The organism is Caballeronia sp. dw_19 (genome assembly GCF_018449515.1).
Classification (GTDB): domain Bacteria; phylum Pseudomonadota; class Gammaproteobacteria; order Burkholderiales; family Burkholderiaceae; genus Caballeronia.
Genome location: NZ_JAAVUQ010000009.1, coordinates 53,092 through 71,853, shown reverse-complemented (window position 1 = coordinate 71,853; position 18,762 = coordinate 53,092). Strand labels below are relative to the sequence as shown.

Below are 18,762 nucleotides of genomic sequence, written 5' to 3'. Positions count from 1 at the left end.
TGCATGGCTCATTGCGTCGACGAATAAGCATTGCATGTTCTTCCGCATTCCTCAACACCCCCCATCAATGCACCCAGTCATTCCAAAGCACGACCAGGATCGTCATCAATGCCGGCCCGATAAACAGCCCCACCAGACCGAACGTTTCCGCTCCACCCAGAATCCCGAACAGCACCAGCAAAAACGGCAACCTCGCCGCGCCGCCGATCAGCACTGGCCGCACAGCGTGCTCGGCCACGAACACAACAATAAACCCGAACACCGCGACACAGACCGCCGCCACCATTGAGCCCTGAGCAAGCAGCCACAATGCCGCGCCAATGAAGACAATTGGTGCACAGAACGGCAACATCGCGGCGATGGCGGTCAGCATGCCGAGCAACGTGGCGTGCGGCACGCCAGTCACGACATAAGCCACGCCAAGCAGTGCACCCTCGCCCAGCCCCACCACCACCAGTCCGGTCACCGTGCTGCGAACCGAGTCGGCCATACGCCGCACGAGCGATGCGCCATCCGAACCGAACCCGCGCCTCGACGCTTCAAGCAACTGCTCCCCGAGTTTCGACCCCGCCTTGAACAGGAAAAACAGCGTAACGAGCATGAAGCCGAACACGACCAGCCCGTGCGCCACCCGACCGCCGAAGTGCCGCGTCATGGCAACCACCGTCGCACTATGAAAGTGCTTCACGGCCGGCGATGAACCCAGCGGCGTAGCAAGATTCTCCTGCCACCACGCCGATATCTGTTTCGACCCCGCAGGCAGATGGTTGACGAGATCAGGCATGGGAATACCCGTGCTCAGCGATTCATGGAACCAGCGCATCAAGTCACGGGCTTCGCTTCCCGCCTGCGCCGCGACCAGAATAAAGGGCACTACGAACACCAGCCCGATCACGACGGTCAATCCCACCGCAAGCCAAGTTCGGTGCTCCCTGAACATCGGCCGCTGTTCGAGCCAGGTCAGCAACGGCCATAACGCAATGGCGATGACCGTTGCCCACACCACAGCAGGAATGAAGTCGCGGATCATCCAGATCGCAACGGCGACGAGCACCGCGTACAGCAACCCCGACGCGGTTCGTTGCAGACGCCGCGTGCGGTCCTTTTCGTCCGCAGAGGTTTGATCGCGTGGAATCATATAAAACGCCCTTGTTATTTCTTCTTTGGGTGAAAGCCCGCAAACCGCTTCAAACCCTGTCTCACGGAGACTTCCAACTGAGTACCAACCCTGCATTGTAAGTCGGGCCGGTATCGGCCAGAATCAAGGCCGGAGCGCTTTCAACGGGCTTTCCGGATGTTGTTCTAATTTCACACTTGGCCATTTTCGTTTCCCTATAATCGGAACCCCCGTCCCGGCATCCGTTCAAGAGACATGCAGTGAAAGCCATTCAAACGATTGTGAACGCGTGCGCAACCACGGCCTTGCTCGCTGGCTGCGCTTCCGGTCTGAACCGGTCGAAGGAAGAAGCGCTCAACCAGAAGGTCGGCATCGTCGTCCATCCGGTGCGCGAGGGCGTGGAGCTGCGTCTTCAGGAATCGGCGCTATTCGACTTCGACGAAGCCTCGATGCGCCCCGAAAGCATCGCCGTGCTCAATCGTGCAGCCGTGCTCCTCAAGCGCAGCACGCGCCCGATCATGGTCGAAGGACACACGGACAACGTCGGCGCGTTCGACTACAACCAGGCGCTGTCCACGGCGCGTGCCAATGCCGTGGGCGATGCGCTAGTCGCACGCGGCGTTCCTGCTGCGCGCATCAAGACAAAAGGGATCGCATTCCTGGAACCGATCGCGACCAACGACACGCCCGAAGGGCGCGCGTTGAACCGGCGCGTGGAGATTATCGTGAAGACGGAAACTGAAGAAACGCTATTGGGGAGCTTCAAGACGAAATGACGCTTCGCGTCATTTCGCGGGCTGCACTTCCATCACCAATAGCTGGGCGCCATCGGTAACCTGATCGCCCACGCTGAACAAAATCTCGCCCACCGTGCCGCCCGCTGGCGCAACAATGGTGTGCTCCATTTTCATGGCTTCCATTACCAGCAGCGGCGCACCCTTCTCGACCACCGCGCCCGCCTCCACCAGCACCGCAATCACCTTGCCCGGCATCGGCGCCGTCAAGCGGCCCTCGCCATGCTCGGCATCGGCGGCATGCGCCAGCAGGTTCTGCCATTCGAACGCCAGCGACGCACCGGCGTAGAACACATGGAACACATCGCCGTCGATAAACACACGGCCCTTGATCCGCTTATCGTCGATCAGCACTACGAACGCATGTGGCTCATCCCCATGCGACCAGTCGAACGTGAGCGTTTCGCCGAGCAGTTCGAGTTGTTTGTTATCGGCGTGGCCTGATGTTGAATCGCGTGTAAAGACGGCCAGGATTTCATCGTCCGAACCCGCGAGGCGCCAGTTCAACGCCTGCGTGTAGCCACCGCTCATCCGCCAGTGGGACAACGCATCCCACGGCGACACGCCATGCGCCTCGCCGCCTTCACGCGTGAGCAACGCGGCGCAAGCCAACGCAAGCGCCTGCGTTTTTGGCACTGTCGATGGCGCGAACAATGTATCGTGATGACGCTCGATCAGACCCGTATCGAGATCGGCCGCCGAGAAGGGAACGCTGACCACAATCCGATGCAGGAATTCGATATTCGTCGACGGACCCACCACCTCGCATTGTTTCAACGCAAGCGCCATGCGCATCAGCGCATCGTCACGATCGCGGCCGTGCACAATCAGCTTGGCGATCATCGGATCGTAAAACGGGGTGATGGTATCGCCTTCGCGCACACCGCTATCAATGCGCACGTTGCCGTTCAGCTGGAACTCGACCGCGTCAGGCAGACGCAAATGCTTCAGCGTTCCTGTCGACGGCAAGAACCCGCGCGATGGATTCTCCGCGTAGATACGCGCTTCGATCGCGTGACCGTTCACCTTCAACTGATCCTGCAACAACGGCAACGGTTCACCACTCGCCACGCGTAGTTGCCACTCGACCAAGTCGAGGCCCGTCACCATTTCAGTCACCGGATGTTCGACTTGTAGCCGCGTGTTCATCTCCATGAAATAGAACTGGCCGTCACCGGTCATGATGAACTCGACCGTGCCTGCCCCAACGTAATTCACCGCGCGCGCGGCCGCGACCGCGGCTTCGCCCATCGCCCGGCGGACTTCATCGGAGAGACCCGGCGCGGGTGCTTCTTCGAGCACCTTTTGATGCCGGCGCTGAACCGAGCAATCGCGATCGAAAAGATACACGGCGTTGCCATGCTGATCTGCGAATACCTGGACTTCCACATGCCGCGGACGCTGCAAATATTTTTCGATCAGCACACGATCGTTGCCAAAACTGCTCGCGGCTTCACGCTTGCATGACAACAGCGCCGACGCAAAATCCGCGCTTTTCTCGACCACGCGCATGCCCTTGCCCCCGCCACCCGCGCTTGCTTTCAGCAGCACGGGGTAGCCGATTCCATCCGCTTCCTTTTGCAACAACGCGGGGTCCTGGCTGTCGCCGTGATACCCCGGCACCAATGGCACCGACGCCGATTGCATCAGCGCCTTGGCCGCCGCCTTCGATCCCATCGCGGAGATGGCCTCGACGGGCGGCCCTATGAACACTAGCCCAACCTTCTCGCAAGCCCGCGCAAAGTCCTCGTTCTCCGATAAGAACCCATACCCCGGATGCACGGCCTGCGCACCGGTTTCCAACGCAGCGTTGATGATCTTTTCGATCCGAAGATAACTCTCGGACGCAGCCGCGCCGCCTACGTGCACGGCTTCATCGCAGACGGCAACGTGCTTCGCCTGGGCGTCTGCGTCCGAATAGACCGCCACGCTGCCCACGCCTAATCGTTTGCAGGTTGCAGCCACCCGGCACGCAATCTCGCCGCGATTCGCAATCAGTATTTTGTTGAACATGACGAAGCCTGGTAGGAAGAGGTCAGCTTTGCAGGGGACGGGGACTAAGCGCTGAAGCGCCAAGTCCTGCCGTCCGCGAAGCATGGGGCAGCACTAAGCGCTAAAGCGCCAAGTGCTGCCGTCACATCCGGAACACGCCGAAACGCGTGTCCTCGATAGGCGCATTCATGGAAGCCGCCAACCCAAGCCCCAACACATCGCGCGTCTGCGCCGGGTCGATCACGCCGTCGTCCCACAGGCGTGCGCTCGCGTAATACGGATGCCCCTGTATTTCGTACTGCTCGCGAATCGGCGACTTGAAGGCTTCTTCCTCTTCCTTCGACCACGTACCGCCCTTGCCCTCTATACCATCGCGGCGCACGGTCGCGAGCACGGACGCGGCCTGCTCGCCACCCATCACGGAGATGCGCGCATTCGGCCACATCCAGAGGAAACGGGGTGAATAAGCGCGGCCGCACATGCCGTAATTTCCCGCGCCAAACGAGCCACCGATAATCACCGTGAACTTCGGCACCTTCGCCGTTGCAACGGCCGTCACCATCTTTGCGCCATTGCGCGCAATGCCTTCGTTTTCATACTTTCGCCCGACCATGAAGCCCGTGATGTTCTGCAGGAACACGAGCGGAATCTTGCGCTGGCAACACAGTTCAATGAAGTGGGCGCCCTTTAACGCCGACTCCGAAAACAGGATACCGTTGTTCGCAATGATGCCGACCGGATGGCCCCAGATATGCGCAAAACCGCATACGAGCGTCATGCCATAACGGGCCTTGAATTCATCGAAAGCGGAGTCGTCGACAATGCGCGCGATCACTTCGCGGATGTCGAACGGCTTGCGGGTGTCCGACGGAATCACGCCGTACAAGCTATGCGGATCATGACGCGGCGGCAGCGGTTCTTTAAGCGCCAGCGGCGAGACCTTCACGCGATTCAGATTGCCGACAATGCTGCGCGCAATTCCCAGCGCGTGGGCGTCGTTTTGGGCGAGGTGATCGACAACGCCTGACAAGCGCGTATGTACGTCACCACCGCCCAGATCTTCCGCGCTGACTTCTTCGCCTGTTGCAGCTTTCACCAGCGGCGGACCGCCCAGAAAAATCGTGCCCTGATTCTTCACGATGATCGATTCATCGCTCATTGCAGGCACATAAGCGCCGCCTGCGGTGCACGATCCCATCACCACGGCGATCTGCGAGATGCCCTTCGCCGACATGTTCGCCTGGTTATAAAAGATGCGGCCGAAGTGATCGCGATCGGGAAATACATCGTCCTGATTGGGGAGATTCGCGCCCCCGGAATCGACGAGATACACGCACGGCAAGCGGTTCTCTTCCGCAATCTCTTGCGCCCGAAGATGCTTCTTCACCGTCACCGGATAGTACGTGCCACCCTTCACGGTTGCGTCGTTGCAGACGATCACGCACTCTTGGCCCGCAATCCTGCCGATGCCCGTGATCACGCCGGCGCCGGGGGCGTCGTCGTTGTACATGCCGTACGCGGCTAGTTGCGACAACTCGAGAAATGGCGTGCCCGGATCAAGCAATTGCGCGATGCGATCGCGCGGCAGCAGCTTGCCGCGCGACACATGTTTGTCGCGAGCCGCTTGTCCGCCGCCTAGCGCGATCTTCGCGACCTTTTCCTTCAGATCAGCGACGAGCGCTTCGAGCGCCGCCGCGTTGGCGCGAAATTCGTCGCTGCGTGGATTCAGTTTCGATTCGATGATCGGCATGTTCTTGTCTACCCGCTCAAGCTGTTTCAGCGAACAGTTCACGGCCGATCAACATGCGCCGAATTTCACTGGTGCCTGCACCGATTTCGTACAACTTAGCATCGCGCCACAGGCGGCCCACTGGATACTCATTGATATAGCCGTTACCACCGAGAATCTGGATCGCTTCGCCAGCCATCCACGTCGCTTTTTCGGCCGTGTAAAGAATCACGCCCGCGCAATCCTTGCGGACCTGGCGGCCATGACCGGCACCGAGCGTATCGAGTTGACGTCCCACTGCGTAGAGATACGCGCGGCACGCCTGCAAGGTCGTATAAAGATCGGCGACCTTGCCTTGAATCAACTGGAATTCGCCGATCGCCTGACCGAACTGCTTGCGGTCGTGGATGTACGGCACGACCGCGTCCATGCACGCGACCATGATGCCCGTCGGGCCGCCTGCCAACACCGCGCGTTCATAGTCGAGGCCGCTCATCAGCACCTTCACGCCGCCGTTCAATACCCCAAGGATATTTTCCTTGGGCACTTCCACGTTCTCGAACACGAGTTCGCCAGTATGCGAGCCGCGCATGCCGAGCTTGTCGAGCTTCTGCGCGACAGAAAACCCCTTCATGCCCTTCTCGACGATAAACGCCGTAATGCCCTTCGCGCCGGCTTCAATATCCGTCTTCGCGTACACCACGAGCGTGTCGCAATCCGGCCCGTTGGTGATCCACATCTTCGTGCCGTTGAGGACGTAGTGATCGCCTTTTTCATCGGCGCGCAGCTTCATGCTCACCACGTCCGATCCAGCGTTCGGCTCGCTCATTGCCAGCGCGCCAATATGCTCGCCCGAGACGAGCCCCGGCAGATATTTGCGCTTCTGCGCTTCTGTGCCGTTGCGATGAATCTGGTTCACGCACAAGTTGGAATGCGCGCCATACGACAAGCCCACCGACGCCGACGCCCGCGAAATCTCCTCCATCGCGACCATGTGCGCCGTGTAACCCATGTTCGCGCCGCCGTACTCTTCGGACACCGTCATGCCGAGCACGCCCAGATCGCCGAATTTCTTCCAGAGATCCATTGGGAACTGATCGGTTTTATCGATTTCAGCGGCACGCGGCGCAATCTCCTTCGCGGCGAAATTGGCGAGCGAGTCGCGCAACATGTCGATGTCTTCGCCCAGAAAAAAATTCAGACCAGGTACGTCGTTCATGCGGGTCTCCTTGTTCGGTGTATCGGCTCGAGGTCGGCAGCGTGGTGCTTGCAGGATCAAATGATCGACCCAACTATGAGTCGCACTCACACTCGATAATTTCCATGATGGACGGCAGTTTCATGCCGAAGACCACTTCCCGTCAATAGGGATTTGAGCTACGCTCACATCTGGTTCATCATCGCGTACACCTTTCTATGTCCTCTACCCCTGTAATCGGAAATCGCCGCACGCCCGCCGGGGTCAAGTCGCAGCAGCGCGTGAAGGACATTCTTCAGGCCGGGCGTGAAGTCTTCGCCGAGAAAGGCTACGACGCCGCCACGAGCGCCGAAATCGCCCAGCGTGCCGGGATTTCAGAGGCAACCGTGTTCAGCTATTTCAGTGGCAAGCGGGAGTTGTGCGCGCGCGTGATCGCGGATTGGTATGACGAGATCATCGATGCATTCGAATCCGGACTGCCTCGCGACGGCAGCGTGCGCCAGCAGTTTGCGTTTATCGTCAGGACGCATTTGCGGCTGATGCTGGTGAACGGGACGGGCTTGTGTGCGCTGGTTTTATCGGAGGGGCGCACGAAACATCATGACCTCAGCGACACGCTCACCGACCTTCAACGCCGCTATACCGCGCCGCTGATGAACGTGCTCGCTCATGGCCAGACAGTCGGCCAGGTGCGAGCCGACTTGCCGTTGCGGTTGATGCGCTCGCTGGTCTTCGGGCCAATGGAGCACGTGCTGTGGGACGCGGCGCTGGCGAAGCGGCATCTGAGTCAGGCTCAGATCGATACGACCGCCGATGAACTCATCGACGTGCTGTGGACCGCGCTACAGCCCCCCGCTGCCAGCCTGACTGCGCTTGCGCAGTTCAGACAGGACGTGGAAGAAGCGTCGAGGCGGTTCGAAGCGGCGGCGAGCCGGGAGAAGTGAAGTGGCGGAAACTCGCGGACGCGAGTACGGCGGACAGTTAGTTGCAAATTCACGTAACAAAGCAAATCACAAGCCCCGCCAATCCACGGGGTAAAAACCGGCAGACAGTTAGTTGCTATTTAATGAACCGCCGCGCAATCCGAGCGAGCCAGGGCACTGTCACGGGCCGCAAAAGGCGGACGTCGTAACCGCCCATGCGGCGCTCGTTTTCAGTCAGGCACAAATCGATCAGCGCCCTCGCCGATACTCCGCCGCCCACCGAATCACCCACATTCGCGGGAAAATTCATGTCCTGCGCGGCCCCGCTGGTGTCAATTCCGCGTGCCAGCGATATCCGGTCGCGAATCAGCGAGAACCACACGCCGGCGGTCTTCATGAAGAACCAGGGCCGCCGGTACCACGGCAGGCTGCGCCGGTACCACGCCACCCAGTTCGCGAAGAACAGGATATGGCGCGCTTCTTCCTGAATCACCGGCTCGAAGGTTTCAACCAGTTCTTCGGGGAAATAACCCGACTGGCGCGCAGCTTCGAACAAACCGAAGGCGAAGAAACTATCGATGCATTCGCTGTAGCCCGTGAGCATCCACGCGCGCAACGCGTCCTTCGGGGCGGGATACGGTGGTTCGGGCGCGAGTTCGATGCCGTATGCCTGGACCAGCCGGGACAGCACGATCTTGTGACGCGCCTCCTCGGCGCCGTTCATGGTGACGGCTTCACGCAGCAGCGGGTCTTCGATACCGCGCGCATAGGTCGACACGCGAATCGACGCGCGGCCTTCGGTCTGCACCGCAATATCCCAGATAGGCAGCGACGTGACGCGTTTGAGCACGGCGGGCGCGAGCATCGGCCAGTCGATGACCGCGGGTTTGTAGGGGTTGTGAGTAGTGAGCAGCATCTCGCAGAACATACGTTTATGTTGTGCGGAGCCAATCTTGATCTGGCCGGTGGATCGATACGTCCAGTGACGCATCGCGTAGTCGGCTTCGGCAGGCGTGAGCGTGTCGGACATGGCGTAACGGGAGAATTAATCGCGTTATGCAGATTTTGGCATAACGCGCGTGCTTCTGCCGCGTTGGCCCGGCGCAGCCGCCAGGCCGTATAGCGTCCTATAACGACGAAATCGCGACGAGATCACGGCGAAATCACGCTCACAGGCGTGATTGAAAACTCAATGCGAGATTTGTTCCAGCGCCAGGTCCCGCGTCTTCGGCCCCATCAGTCCGATAGCCAGCATCACCACCACCATCGCCCCGGCGATAAACATAAACACCCCGGTCGTGCCGAACGCCTTCAACACGCCCGCGATAAAGAACGACGTGAAAATGGCCGAAAAGCGGCTCCACGAATACACGAAGCCGACCGCGCGCGCCCGGATGCTGGTGGGAAAAAGCTCGGTCTGATACGCGTGGAAGCTATACGACATGATGTTGCTGGCGAGCGTGAGCCCTACGCCCATGCAGACCAAAAGGGCCGCGCCCGAGACCTGGCTGAAGACCAGTCCGCAGACCACGATCAAGCCCGCCATCACGACAATCACGCTCTTGCGCTCGAATTTATCGGCGATGAACAAGCCGATGATCGGCCCGACCGGCGCGGCAATTGCAATGATCGTCGAGTACATCAGGCTGGTCGTGATCGTGATGCCCTGATGAATCAGGAGGGTCGGCACCCAGTTGGCGAAGCCGTAGAAACCGACCGTCTGGAAGACGTTGAAGATGATCATCATGGTCGCGCGTTTGCCGTACGGCGCGGCCCACATATCGCGGAAGCTTCCGCGCATGCTGACGGGATCCGGCGCGGCGGGCGGCGGCAACGGCCGCCCATATTCTTTCTCGACCTTCGCTTCCAGCGCCGTCATCACCGCGTCCGCTTCCGCGAGCCGCCCTTTTTGCGCCAGCCAGCGCGGGCTCTCAGGCAACGCGCGCCGGATGAACCACACGAACAGCGCGCCATGTGCACCGATCAATACGACCCAGCGCCAGCCATCGAAACCGAAGGGCTTGTTCGGCACCAGCGCGTACGAGAGGAATGCGACCACCGGCACGGCCGCGAAACCCACCGCTTGCTCGCACGCGAAGGCGCGGCCTCGAATGTGTTTGGGCACCAGTTCGGAGATGTACGTGCCGATCGTCACCAACTCCACGCCAATGCCCAACCCCGCCATGAAGCGCCAGAAGTTGAGGCCGCCGGCCGTGTCCTGGAAAGCCATGATCACGTTCGCGGCCGTGTACCAGAGCAGCGAGTAAGTGAAGATCGCGCGGCGCCCGAAACGATCGGCGAGAAAACCGCAAGCAATCGTGCCGATGAACAAGCCGAGGAACAGCGACGCGATAAAACTCGCGACGCCGGTCATGCCGAACAGGCCGACGGTGGTAGACGTGAGAATGCCGCTCCTGACCAGCCCGGGCGCGACGTAGCCGGAGTACAGCAAATCGTAGAGTTCGAAGAAGAACCCGAGGCTCAGCAAGACGACGAGTATCCACATCGAGCGGGTCGCAGGCAGGCGATCGAGCCGTGCGGAGATCGTGCCCGCGCTTAATACGTCCGATGCCGCGTCCGATGCATGGTCGTGATCAGATCGGGAAAGGGCTAGGTCCTGAGCGGTTGTCATCGATTTATGTCTCCTTGTCGGGGCCTGTTTTCCCGCCAGTAACGCGCCATTTTGTCGAGCGCCCGGGCAGCTTGCCCGGCGCGCATTTTAACGGCGTATCTGCAAATTTGTTGCAGACATCGGAACATTCTTCCCGATCATCATTGACAATGATTCTTATTTACAATAAATTCATAAAGCTTACAGTCGTGTTACCGAAGCTAACAATCATAACCATCACTTAACTTAACCAACACACAGTCCGCACATCGATGCGTGCTGCCAGCCAGGTGCTCTCAGTCACCCAGCCAGCTTACGGGCTTGTTTGATCGGGAGAACTCACGTGCATCACATTCATCTGGCGCGACGTCCGCTGTCCGCCATGCTGGCCGGCATCTTCGGGGTTGCCGGCCTCTGGACCACCGAGGTCCGCGCAGCAGCCGACACACCCGTCGTGCCGCCTCAGGACACCGCTGCGCAACATGCGGAACCACGCACCACCTCCAACCTGCTGGACCCCATCACCGTCACGGCCACGCGCACCGCCACGGCCGCGAGCCATACGGCGGCCAGCGTCTCGGTCATCACGGCCGAGGACCTGGAAGAGCAGCAAGCAGAAAACATCAAGGACGCGCTGCGATACGAACCCGGCGTCACCGTACGCCGAGCGCCGTACCGGCCGTCGTCAGCCGCGATGGGAGGCGGCCGCGACGGCGACTCGAGCATCAATATCCGCGGCCTCGAAGGGAACCGCATCCTGTTGATGGAAGACGGTATCCGCTTGCCCAACTCGTTCTCTTTCGGACCACTTGAAGCGGGACGCGGCGACTATGCGGACCTCGGCACGCTGAAGCGCATCGAGATCTTGCGCGGACCGGCCTCGGCGCTGTACGGCAGCGACGGACTCACCGGCGCGGTCAACTTCATCACGAAGGACCCGCAGGACCTCCTCGATATCTATGGCAAGAAGACGTATTTCTCGCTGCGCCCGAGCTATGACTCCACGGATCGCAGTTTTGGCGCGACGGTGCAGGCCGCCGGCGGCAACGACATGATCCAGGGCATGGTGATAGCCGACGGCCGGCGCGGCCACGAACTCGACAACAAAGGCTCGAACGATTCCTCCGGCACAAACCGCACGACACCGAACCCGCAGGACACGTACTCAGAGACGCTGCTGGGCAAGCTCGTTGTGAAACCAACCGCGCACGACACCTTCAAGTTCACTGCCGAAACGGTGCGTCAGCGCATCGATACGAATGTGCTTTCCGCGATCAATCTGCCCACCACGTTGGGGTTGACGGGTAACGACCGGCTGGAACGCAATCGCTACAGCCTCGATTACGACTTCAGCAATGAAGCCGCGCGTTTCTTCCAGACCGCCCACGTGCAGGTTTATTACCAGGATTCGTCACAGGATCAGTACTCGCACGAAACGCGCGGTTCGCAACCCTCGCGCACCCGCGACAGCAGTTATGGCGAGCGCATGATCGGCGGCTCGGCGTTTGCGGAAAGTACCTTCCACACCGGCATCCTGACGCACAAACTGCTCTATGGCGGCGACGGCAGCGTCGATCACATCACGAACCTGCGTAAAGGCACGATCCCGGGGACCGGTGAATCGCCATTCCCGAACAAGGCATTCCCGGACACCGACTACACCCTGCTCGGGGCCTTCGTACAGGATCAGATCAGCTACGGCAAGCTGACCGTCACGCCCGGCCTGCGCTTCGATACATACAGGCTGGGTGCGAAGACCGGTGATCCGCAGTACACCGGCACGCCGGTTTCATCGAGCGACAACGCGCTCTCGCCGCGCCTCGCGGTGCTGTATGAGATATCGCCCGCCTTGATTCCCTATACGCAATATGCGCACGGATTCCGCGCGCCATCGCCGGATCAGGTGAACAACAGCTTTGCTAACCCGCTTTACGGCTATACGTCGATTGGCAATCCTAATCTTAAACCGGAGACCAGCGACACCATAGAAGCCGGTTTGCGCGGCAAGCTTGGCACGGGCCTTGGTCCGCTGACTTATAGCGCGGCGGCATTTGCCGGACGGTATAGGGACTTTATTTCGCAGCAGACAGTGGGCGGCACCGGACGCCCCACCGATCCGCTCGTGTTCCAGTACGTCAACTATTCGAAGGCTTATATCCACGGCTTCGAAGGACGTGCGGAATGGTTCCTTCCGGCCGGCTTTTCATTGAAGACGGCGATGGCGTTCACAAAAGGCAGCGTCGACAACAACGGCAGCGCCAGCCAGCCGCTCGACACGATCAATCCGTTCTCGGCCGTGTTCGGCGTGCGTTACGAGCCTAGCGAACGCTGGTTCGCGCAAGCCGACCTGCTGTTCCAGGCCGCGAAGAAATCCAGCGATATCACGCCCAAGAGCTGCACCTCGGCGACCTGCTTTGCGCCGCCCTCGTCGTTTGTCGTCGATCTGCGCGGCGGGTATCGCTTCAACAAGCACGTCGTCGCGTATCTCGGCGTGTTCAATCTCTTCGATCGCAAATACTGGAACTGGTCGGACGTGCGCGGCATTGCCGATTCATCGCCGATCAAGGACGCGTACACCGCGCCCGGAAGAAACGTCTCGGTCAGCATGAAGGTTGATTTCTGATGCTGACTATTTTCCACCCGCCACACCGCATTTAGAGGACCCGCAACATGCTGAATACCACCCGCCCGGACGCTGCGAAGCTGCATCAATTGCGCCACGACTTTCTTACTCTCAAGACCACGCAAAAGCTGCGCAACCGCGAAGCGGCGCATGCACTCGGTATCAGCGAGGGCGAAGCGCTGGCCGCGTTCACCGGTGAACATGTGGTGCGGCTGGAGCCGAGCTTTGTCGAGTTGTTCGAGCAGATGCCGCAACTCGGTGCCGTTATGGCACTGACCCGCAACGAAGCTGCTGTCCATGAGAAAGACGGCACGTTCGAAGACATGAGCCATGACGGTTTGGTAGGCCTCGTGCTGGGCAGCAAGATCGACCTGCGGGTGTTCTATCGGAACTGGGCGTCGGGTTTTGCCGTGCGTGAAGAAACATCGCACGGCCTGCAAAAGAGCCTGCAATTCTTCGATCCGCAAGGTCATGCCGTGCATAAGGTATTTCTGCGCGAGCATAGCAATCACGCAGCATTCGATGCCTTGGTCGAACGCTGGCAGATGCGCGACCAGATACCTGGCCTGACGCTCGGCGAGATCGCGCCGCCGCCCGCGGTGCTGCCGGACAGTGACATCGACGTACCGGCCTTCCACACTGCATGGAATGCGATGACCGACACGCATCAGTTCTTCGGCATCCTGCGTAAGTTCAGCCTTGCGCGGACGCAGGCGTTGCGGCTGGCCGACCGGCGTTATGCGCAACCGGTCGGGGTAGACGCACTGCAGGGCCTGCTGGAAAGGGCCGCAGAGACCGAATTGCCGATCATGGTATTCGTGGGAAACCGCGGCATGATCCAGATCCATACGGGACCGGTCAAGACCATCCGCGTGATGGGGCCGTGGCTCAACGTGCTCGATCCGGATTTCAACTTGCATCTGCGCGCGGATCTCATCGCTGGCGCATGGGTCGTGCGCAAGCCGACGAGCGACGGTATCGTCACATCGCTTGAATTGTTCGATGCCGATGGTGAAAACATCGCGATGCTGTTCGGTGCCCGCAAACCCGGCACGCCGGAACTCGAGGGCTGGCGTGAACTGATTGCAGGCATCGTGCCCTTGCAAAATGAGGTTCCGGTATGAACCACGAACGCTTCAACGGCCAGCGTCGAAAGCTCCTCATAGGCGGCGGTGTGATGCTGGTAACGGGCGCGTTGCAGGGCCGTGCGCTGGCGCAACCGCAACGACGGGTGATCGTCGTTGGCGGTGCGCTCGCGGAAGTCGTGTATGCGCTCGGCGCGCAAGCCGGTGCGCACGGAACGCTGGTCGCAACCGATACCACCTGTACCTATCCCGCCGCCGCGCGCGAGTTGCCGAAGGTCGGTTATCAACGTGCGCTTTCGGCTGAAGGCTTGTTGTCACTGCGACCCGACCTGATTCTCGCGTCCGCCGAAGCCGGGCCACCGGGCGTGCTGAGTCAGGTGCAGAAAGCCGGCGTGGAAGTGGTCTCATTTCCCGAGCGCCACGACGCGGACACCGTGCGGGGCAAGATCACGGGCATTGCTGGCGCACTCGATGCAACCACTGCCGGCAATGCGCTTCGGGCGCAATTCGATAACGAATGGCAGAGCGCACGTCGAGCGGTGGAGGCGTCGGCGCTCGGTCGAAGCGGGTCGCCGCCGCGCATCCTGTTCGTGCTGAATCACACGGGTAATCAGGCGCTGGCCGCGGGTCAGAACACGGCGGCCGACGCCATGCTCGCTTATGCCGGCGCACGGAACGCGATGCAGGGATTCAACGGTTATCGGCCGTTGTCGGCAGAAGCGTTGGTCAGCGCTGCGCCTGACATCGTGTTGATTACCGATGAAGGTTTGAGCGCAGTCGGCGGCCCAGCGGCGCTGCTCGCGAGCCCGGGTTTTGGTGCCACGCCCGCTGGCCGCGCGAAGCGCGTGGTCTCGCTCGACGCGCTATTCCTGCTCGGGTTCGGACCGCGTCTGCCGGCTGCCGTGACGGCGCTCAACCAGCGTCTGGGGCAGGTCTGATGAACACCTCTGCCGCGGCATCGGTCGCACCCATGGAGATGGTCGATCGCAGACGTCGCGTAGCAACGTTGATGCTGGCGGGGCTGGCAGTAGTCCTCTTCCTGGCAACGCTGGTTGCGATCTGCGTGGGTGCTTACCGCATGACACCGTCACTGGTCTGGTCGGCACTGAGCGCAAGTGGTGACTTGATCGCATCAGATCCCGCCCTCCAGCAGGCTCATGCTGTACTCCTTAACATACGGCTGCCGCGTGTGTTGCTGGCGCTGCTCGTGGGCGCGGGGTTCGGCGCGGCGGGCAGCGCATTGCAGGCGCTATTTCGCAACCCACTCGCCGATCCGGGTCTGATCGGCATCTCGAGCGGTGCGGCACTCGGTGCATCGACGCTGATCGTGCTTGGGCCGTTGTTGGGCGGGTCCGTCGGAATGGTGAACCTCTACTTCCTGCCGATAGCCGCGTTCGCCGGTGCACTGGCGGTGTCCGCGCTGGTCTATCGGCTCGCGGCGGCACGCGGGCGGCTCGCGTTGCCGCTTCTGCTGCTGGCGGGCATCGCGATCAATGCGCTCGTGGGCGCGGCGATCGGTCTGCTGACCTACATAGCCGACGACGCGCAATTGCGCTCGCTCACGTTCTGGAGCCTCGGCAGTCTTGGCGGTGCGCAGTGGCCCGTGCTCGGCGCGGTGCTGCCGTTCGTGATGCTGGGTGTCGTGCTGATCGCGCGCCATTCGCACGCGTTGAATGCTCTGCAACTAGGCGAGACTGAAGCGCAGCATCTCGGCGTGCCCACGCAAGCGGTCAAACGCACCGTGCTGGTTGCGTCGGCGCTGAGCGTGGGCGCGTTGGTGTCTTGCACGGGCGTGATTGGCTTTATCGGGCTGGTCGCCCCGCATTGCGTGCGGCTTGCGTGCGGTCCGGATCAACGCGTGGTGATGCCCGGCGCGATGCTGCTGGGAGCCGTCCTTACCGTACTCGCTGATCTTGCCGCGCGGACCGTGGCCTCGCCCGCCGAAGTGCCGCTCGGCATCCTGACCGCGCTGCTCGGCGCGCCGTTTTTCCTGATGCTGTTGTGGCGAAGTCGCAGCCAGCTCGGCCTGTAAGCTTTGATATCGATGGAGAGCACCAACCGATGCTGATGACGAGCAACCTCTGCGTGGCACATGGCGCGACACCGATTTTGCGCGACCTCTCATTGACCATAAAACCGGGGACGCTGACCGCGCTGCTGGGGCGCAACGGTGCGGGTAAGAGCACCTTGCTCAAGGCGCTGGCCGGGGATTTCCAAACCAGCGGACCAGCGCGGGGCGCGCGTCATTGCGGCACGACTACGCTCAACGGCGAGCCGCTGGACACGATCTCGCCACGGCGGCTTGCGCTGCTGCGCGCGGTGCTTCCGCAAGCGTCGCAAGCGGCGTTTCCATTCAGCGTGGAGGAAATCGTGCTGCTCGGGCGATATCCGCATCTGCGTGGAGGTGTGCCGTCGCGCCATGACCGGGGCATTGTCGCCGAGGCCTTGACGCTGGCCGACGCCAGTGACCTTGCGGGCCGCGAGATCACGACGCTTTCGGGTGGTGAGCTTGCGCGCGTGCAGTTCGCACGGGTGCTGGCGCAGCTATGGCCCGACGCGGCCGACGCGAATGGTTCGACCCATGCAACGCCGCGTTACCTTCTGCTCGACGAACCAACCGCCGCACTCGATCTTGCGCATCAGCACCGGCTGCTGATGACGGTGCGCGACTTGACGCGGGACTGGCATATCGGCGCGCTGGCTATCGTGCATGATCCGAATCTCGCCGGGCGGCACGCCGATACCATTGCCCTGCTGGCTGACGGCGCGATCATCGCGCAAGGTGCATCACGGGAGGTGATGCGGCCCGATTTGATCGAACGGTGTTATGGGTTTGCTGTTCGTATGCTCGATGGGGGACGGGGTTACGCGCCCGTCGTGGTGCCGGTTTGAGATGCTTTTTTTGGGGGGTGGGGGTAGCGGGCGGGGTCGATGCCGGGGTGGTCGGTTCTGGGGTTAGCGGTCGGAGTTGATGCCGGGTTGCTGCTTTCAGTGTTAGTGGTCTGCAAGAGTCGGATTTTCTCTTTATCACTATTAGCCACTGTGCGTGGCGGCACGTCATTTCTTTGTCCAAAGCGACAAAGAAACGAAGCAAAGAAAACGCTTTTAAACACGCTACCCTAAGTGTCCACAGCGTGCAGTTTCTATTCATAGGTGCCCCAAAAGCACGGTGCTCGCCAGAGCGGAGGATGTGTGAACCCCTCCTTCTCGCGAATCCTGACATGAACACGCTTCGCCCCGTACGCTCTCGGGCAAGCACCATTCGCCCGGCAACCCGCTCGACCCCACCCGCATTTAAGGCTTCGTCTCTTGGTAGGTTGGGTGAATGGCTTGCGCTGGAGGGCCCCCGTGACCAGCTTCGCCAATCACAGCCTGATGTGTATTTACCGCTTCAACCTTTGGCGAGTCGGCTGGTCGGTTGCATGGAATTCGTCGGTTACGGCCTCACACATCCCGCGGCCTCGTTTCAACGTAGGTTGGCAAGGTAGTTGGTCGTGCATACAAATTGGTGGTCGGTCGTCCGCGGATAGCGCGGGGTGCCCCTTGGGCAGGTTCAATCACTGGTGGCGAAGCGTGTGGGTATCCGTGTTCGGAGAAGGAGGGTTTCAAACATCCTCCGCTCTGGCGAGCACCGTGCTTTTGGGGCACCTATGAATGGGAACTGCACGCGGTGGACACTTAGGGTAGCGTGGTTTAAAAGCGTTTTCTTTGCTTCGTTTCTTTGTCGCTTTGGACAAAGAAATGACGTGCCGCCACGCACAGTGGCTAATAGTGATAAAGAGAAAATCCGACTCTCGCAGACCACTAACACTGAAAGCACCAACCCGGCACTGACCCCGACCACTAACGCTAGAACCCACCAACCCTGCACTAACCCTGACCGCTAACCCCAGAACCGACCAACCCAGCACTGCCCCCCGACCACTCCACCCCAAACCCCGTCCACCGGCGCGAGCGAAAATCAACCGCTCAAAACGGCCCAACCAACGGTCCAACCCCGTGCATCAGCAACGCCACCGCGTGCCGCGCAATCTGATCCCGCCTGGGCGCACGGCCCCCGCTCTCCTCAGCCCACGTATAAGTCACCGCCAACGGCAACAACGTCAATCCGAACAACGACACAAACAAGAGCGATGGCTCCAGGTGCGGGTTGAGCTTGCCCTCCTTCTGCCATTGCGCGATGCGTGCAATCGATGCCTTCTTATTCGCATCGCCGAAACGCTCGGCAATACGCTGGCGCAGCAACCCCCCTTCACTGATGACCTCGCGAACCCACAGCGTCGCAAACCACGGATGCCGCTCCGCCACCGCGACGAGACCCTCCGCGAACGCGCGCAACGCATCCGCCGGTTCCGCATCCGAGTCCGCGAACGCGCGACCAAGCTCGGCACGCAACGGCACAAATCGCTCATCGATTAACACGTCCAGCAGTTGATCGCGCGTCTTGAAATAGTAATGGACCATGGCCGGCGTCACGCCCGCCTCGCGCGCGATCGCGCCGAGCGTGGTCTCCATGATTCCCTGGCGCGCAAATAAAACCAGCGCAACATCCAACAGCAGCGCCCGCGGCTCGCCGTGCTGCGCGCCGGTCGGCCGCCCGGGCCGGCGGCCAGCCTTCGGCGGCTCGGCGGGAACGGAAGGAACAGAATGGTCGGATGGAGCGGTTACATTTTTAGTCATAGTCGCAATT

14 protein-coding genes are annotated in these 18,762 nt (G+C 61.0%); 7 read left to right on the top strand and 7 right to left on the bottom strand.

Annotated elements, in window-relative coordinates:
* Positions 1 to 64 precede the first annotated feature (64 nt).
* Positions 65 to 1,138 carry an AI-2E family transporter gene (locus tag HB376_RS14950; RefSeq protein ID WP_213764446.1) on the bottom strand — a complete coding sequence of 358 codons (1,074 nt, stop codon included), beginning with the start codon at positions 1,136 to 1,138 and terminating at the stop codon, positions 65 to 67.
* A 248-nt stretch (positions 1,139 to 1,386) separates the two neighbouring features.
* Here HB376_RS14950 and HB376_RS14945 point away from each other — a divergent pair, with 248 nt between their 5' ends.
* Complete coding sequence (locus tag HB376_RS14945) at positions 1,387 to 1,893, top strand: OmpA family protein (protein WP_213764594.1); 507 nt, start codon at positions 1,387 to 1,389, stop codon at positions 1,891 to 1,893.
* A 9-nt stretch (positions 1,894 to 1,902) separates the two neighbouring features.
* Here the strand turns inward: HB376_RS14945 and HB376_RS14940 are convergent, their stop codons facing one another.
* The 3 genes from HB376_RS14940 to HB376_RS14930 all read right to left on the bottom strand — a co-directional run bounded on the left by HB376_RS14940 (position 1,903) and on the right by HB376_RS14930 (position 6,851).
* The gene (locus tag HB376_RS14940) at positions 1,903 to 3,924 is read right to left on the bottom strand and encodes an acetyl/propionyl/methylcrotonyl-CoA carboxylase subunit alpha (protein WP_213764445.1); all 2,022 of its coding nucleotides are present in this window, start codon (positions 3,922 to 3,924) and stop codon (positions 1,903 to 1,905) included.
* 121 nt (positions 3,925 to 4,045) lie between these two features.
* Positions 4,046 to 5,653 carry a carboxyl transferase domain-containing protein gene (locus HB376_RS14935; protein ID WP_213764444.1) on the bottom strand — a complete coding sequence of 536 codons (1,608 nt, stop codon included), beginning with the start codon at positions 5,651 to 5,653 and terminating at the stop codon, positions 4,046 to 4,048.
* A 16-nt stretch (positions 5,654 to 5,669) separates the two neighbouring features.
* Positions 5,670 to 6,851, bottom strand: coding sequence for an isovaleryl-CoA dehydrogenase (locus HB376_RS14930; protein WP_213764443.1), 1,182 nt, complete (start codon positions 6,849 to 6,851; stop codon positions 5,670 to 5,672).
* Between the two features lie 197 nt (positions 6,852 to 7,048).
* Here HB376_RS14930 and HB376_RS14925 point away from each other — a divergent pair, with 197 nt between their 5' ends.
* On the top strand, positions 7,049 to 7,774 hold the full coding sequence (locus HB376_RS14925; RefSeq protein ID WP_213764442.1) for a TetR/AcrR family transcriptional regulator: 726 nt from the start codon (positions 7,049 to 7,051) through the stop codon (positions 7,772 to 7,774).
* Between the two features lie 115 nt (positions 7,775 to 7,889).
* Here the strand turns inward: HB376_RS14925 and HB376_RS14920 are convergent, their stop codons facing one another.
* Positions 7,890 to 8,783 (bottom strand): ferritin-like domain-containing protein, encoded by an 894-nt coding sequence (locus tag HB376_RS14920; protein ID WP_213764441.1) that lies wholly within the window; start codon positions 8,781 to 8,783, stop codon positions 7,890 to 7,892.
* Positions 8,784 to 8,942: 159 nt separating this feature from the next.
* Positions 8,943 to 10,385 carry an MFS transporter gene (locus tag HB376_RS14915; RefSeq protein ID WP_213764440.1) on the bottom strand — a complete coding sequence of 481 codons (1,443 nt, stop codon included), beginning with the start codon at positions 10,383 to 10,385 and terminating at the stop codon, positions 8,943 to 8,945.
* Positions 10,386 to 10,707: 322 nt separating this feature from the next.
* Between HB376_RS14915 and HB376_RS14910 the strand changes: the two genes are divergently transcribed.
* From HB376_RS14910 to HB376_RS14890, 5 genes are read left to right on the top strand one after another with little or no spacing between them, the layout of a single operon-like run.
* Positions 10,708 to 12,987, top strand: a complete 2,280-nt coding sequence (locus tag HB376_RS14910; RefSeq protein WP_213764439.1) for a TonB-dependent hemoglobin/transferrin/lactoferrin family receptor — start codon at positions 10,708 to 10,710, stop codon at positions 12,985 to 12,987.
* 47 nt (positions 12,988 to 13,034) lie between these two features.
* Positions 13,035 to 14,111, top strand: coding sequence for a ChuX/HutX family heme-like substrate-binding protein (locus tag HB376_RS14905; RefSeq protein WP_213764438.1), 1,077 nt, complete (start codon positions 13,035 to 13,037; stop codon positions 14,109 to 14,111).
* Complete coding sequence (locus tag HB376_RS14900; RefSeq protein WP_213764437.1) at positions 14,108 to 15,010, top strand: ABC transporter substrate-binding protein; 903 nt, start codon at positions 14,108 to 14,110, stop codon at positions 15,008 to 15,010. The genes HB376_RS14905 and HB376_RS14900 overlap by 4 nt, the downstream gene beginning before the upstream one ends.
* A 32-nt stretch (positions 15,011 to 15,042) precedes the next feature.
* The gene (locus tag HB376_RS14895; protein ID WP_255631371.1) at positions 15,043 to 16,104 is read left to right on the top strand and encodes an iron ABC transporter permease; all 1,062 of its coding nucleotides are present in this window, start codon (positions 15,043 to 15,045) and stop codon (positions 16,102 to 16,104) included.
* A 29-nt stretch (positions 16,105 to 16,133) separates the two neighbouring features.
* Positions 16,134 to 16,964: a heme ABC transporter ATP-binding protein gene (locus HB376_RS14890; protein WP_213764435.1), complete on the top strand. Its 831-nt coding sequence runs from the start codon at positions 16,134 to 16,136 to the stop codon at positions 16,962 to 16,964.
* Between the two features lie 1,077 nt (positions 16,965 to 18,041).
* Here HB376_RS14890 and HB376_RS14885 read toward each other — a convergent pair.
* Positions 18,042 to 18,752: a TetR/AcrR family transcriptional regulator gene (locus HB376_RS14885; protein ID WP_213764434.1), complete on the bottom strand. Its 711-nt coding sequence runs from the start codon at positions 18,750 to 18,752 to the stop codon at positions 18,042 to 18,044.
* Positions 18,753 to 18,762: the final 10 nt, after the last annotated feature.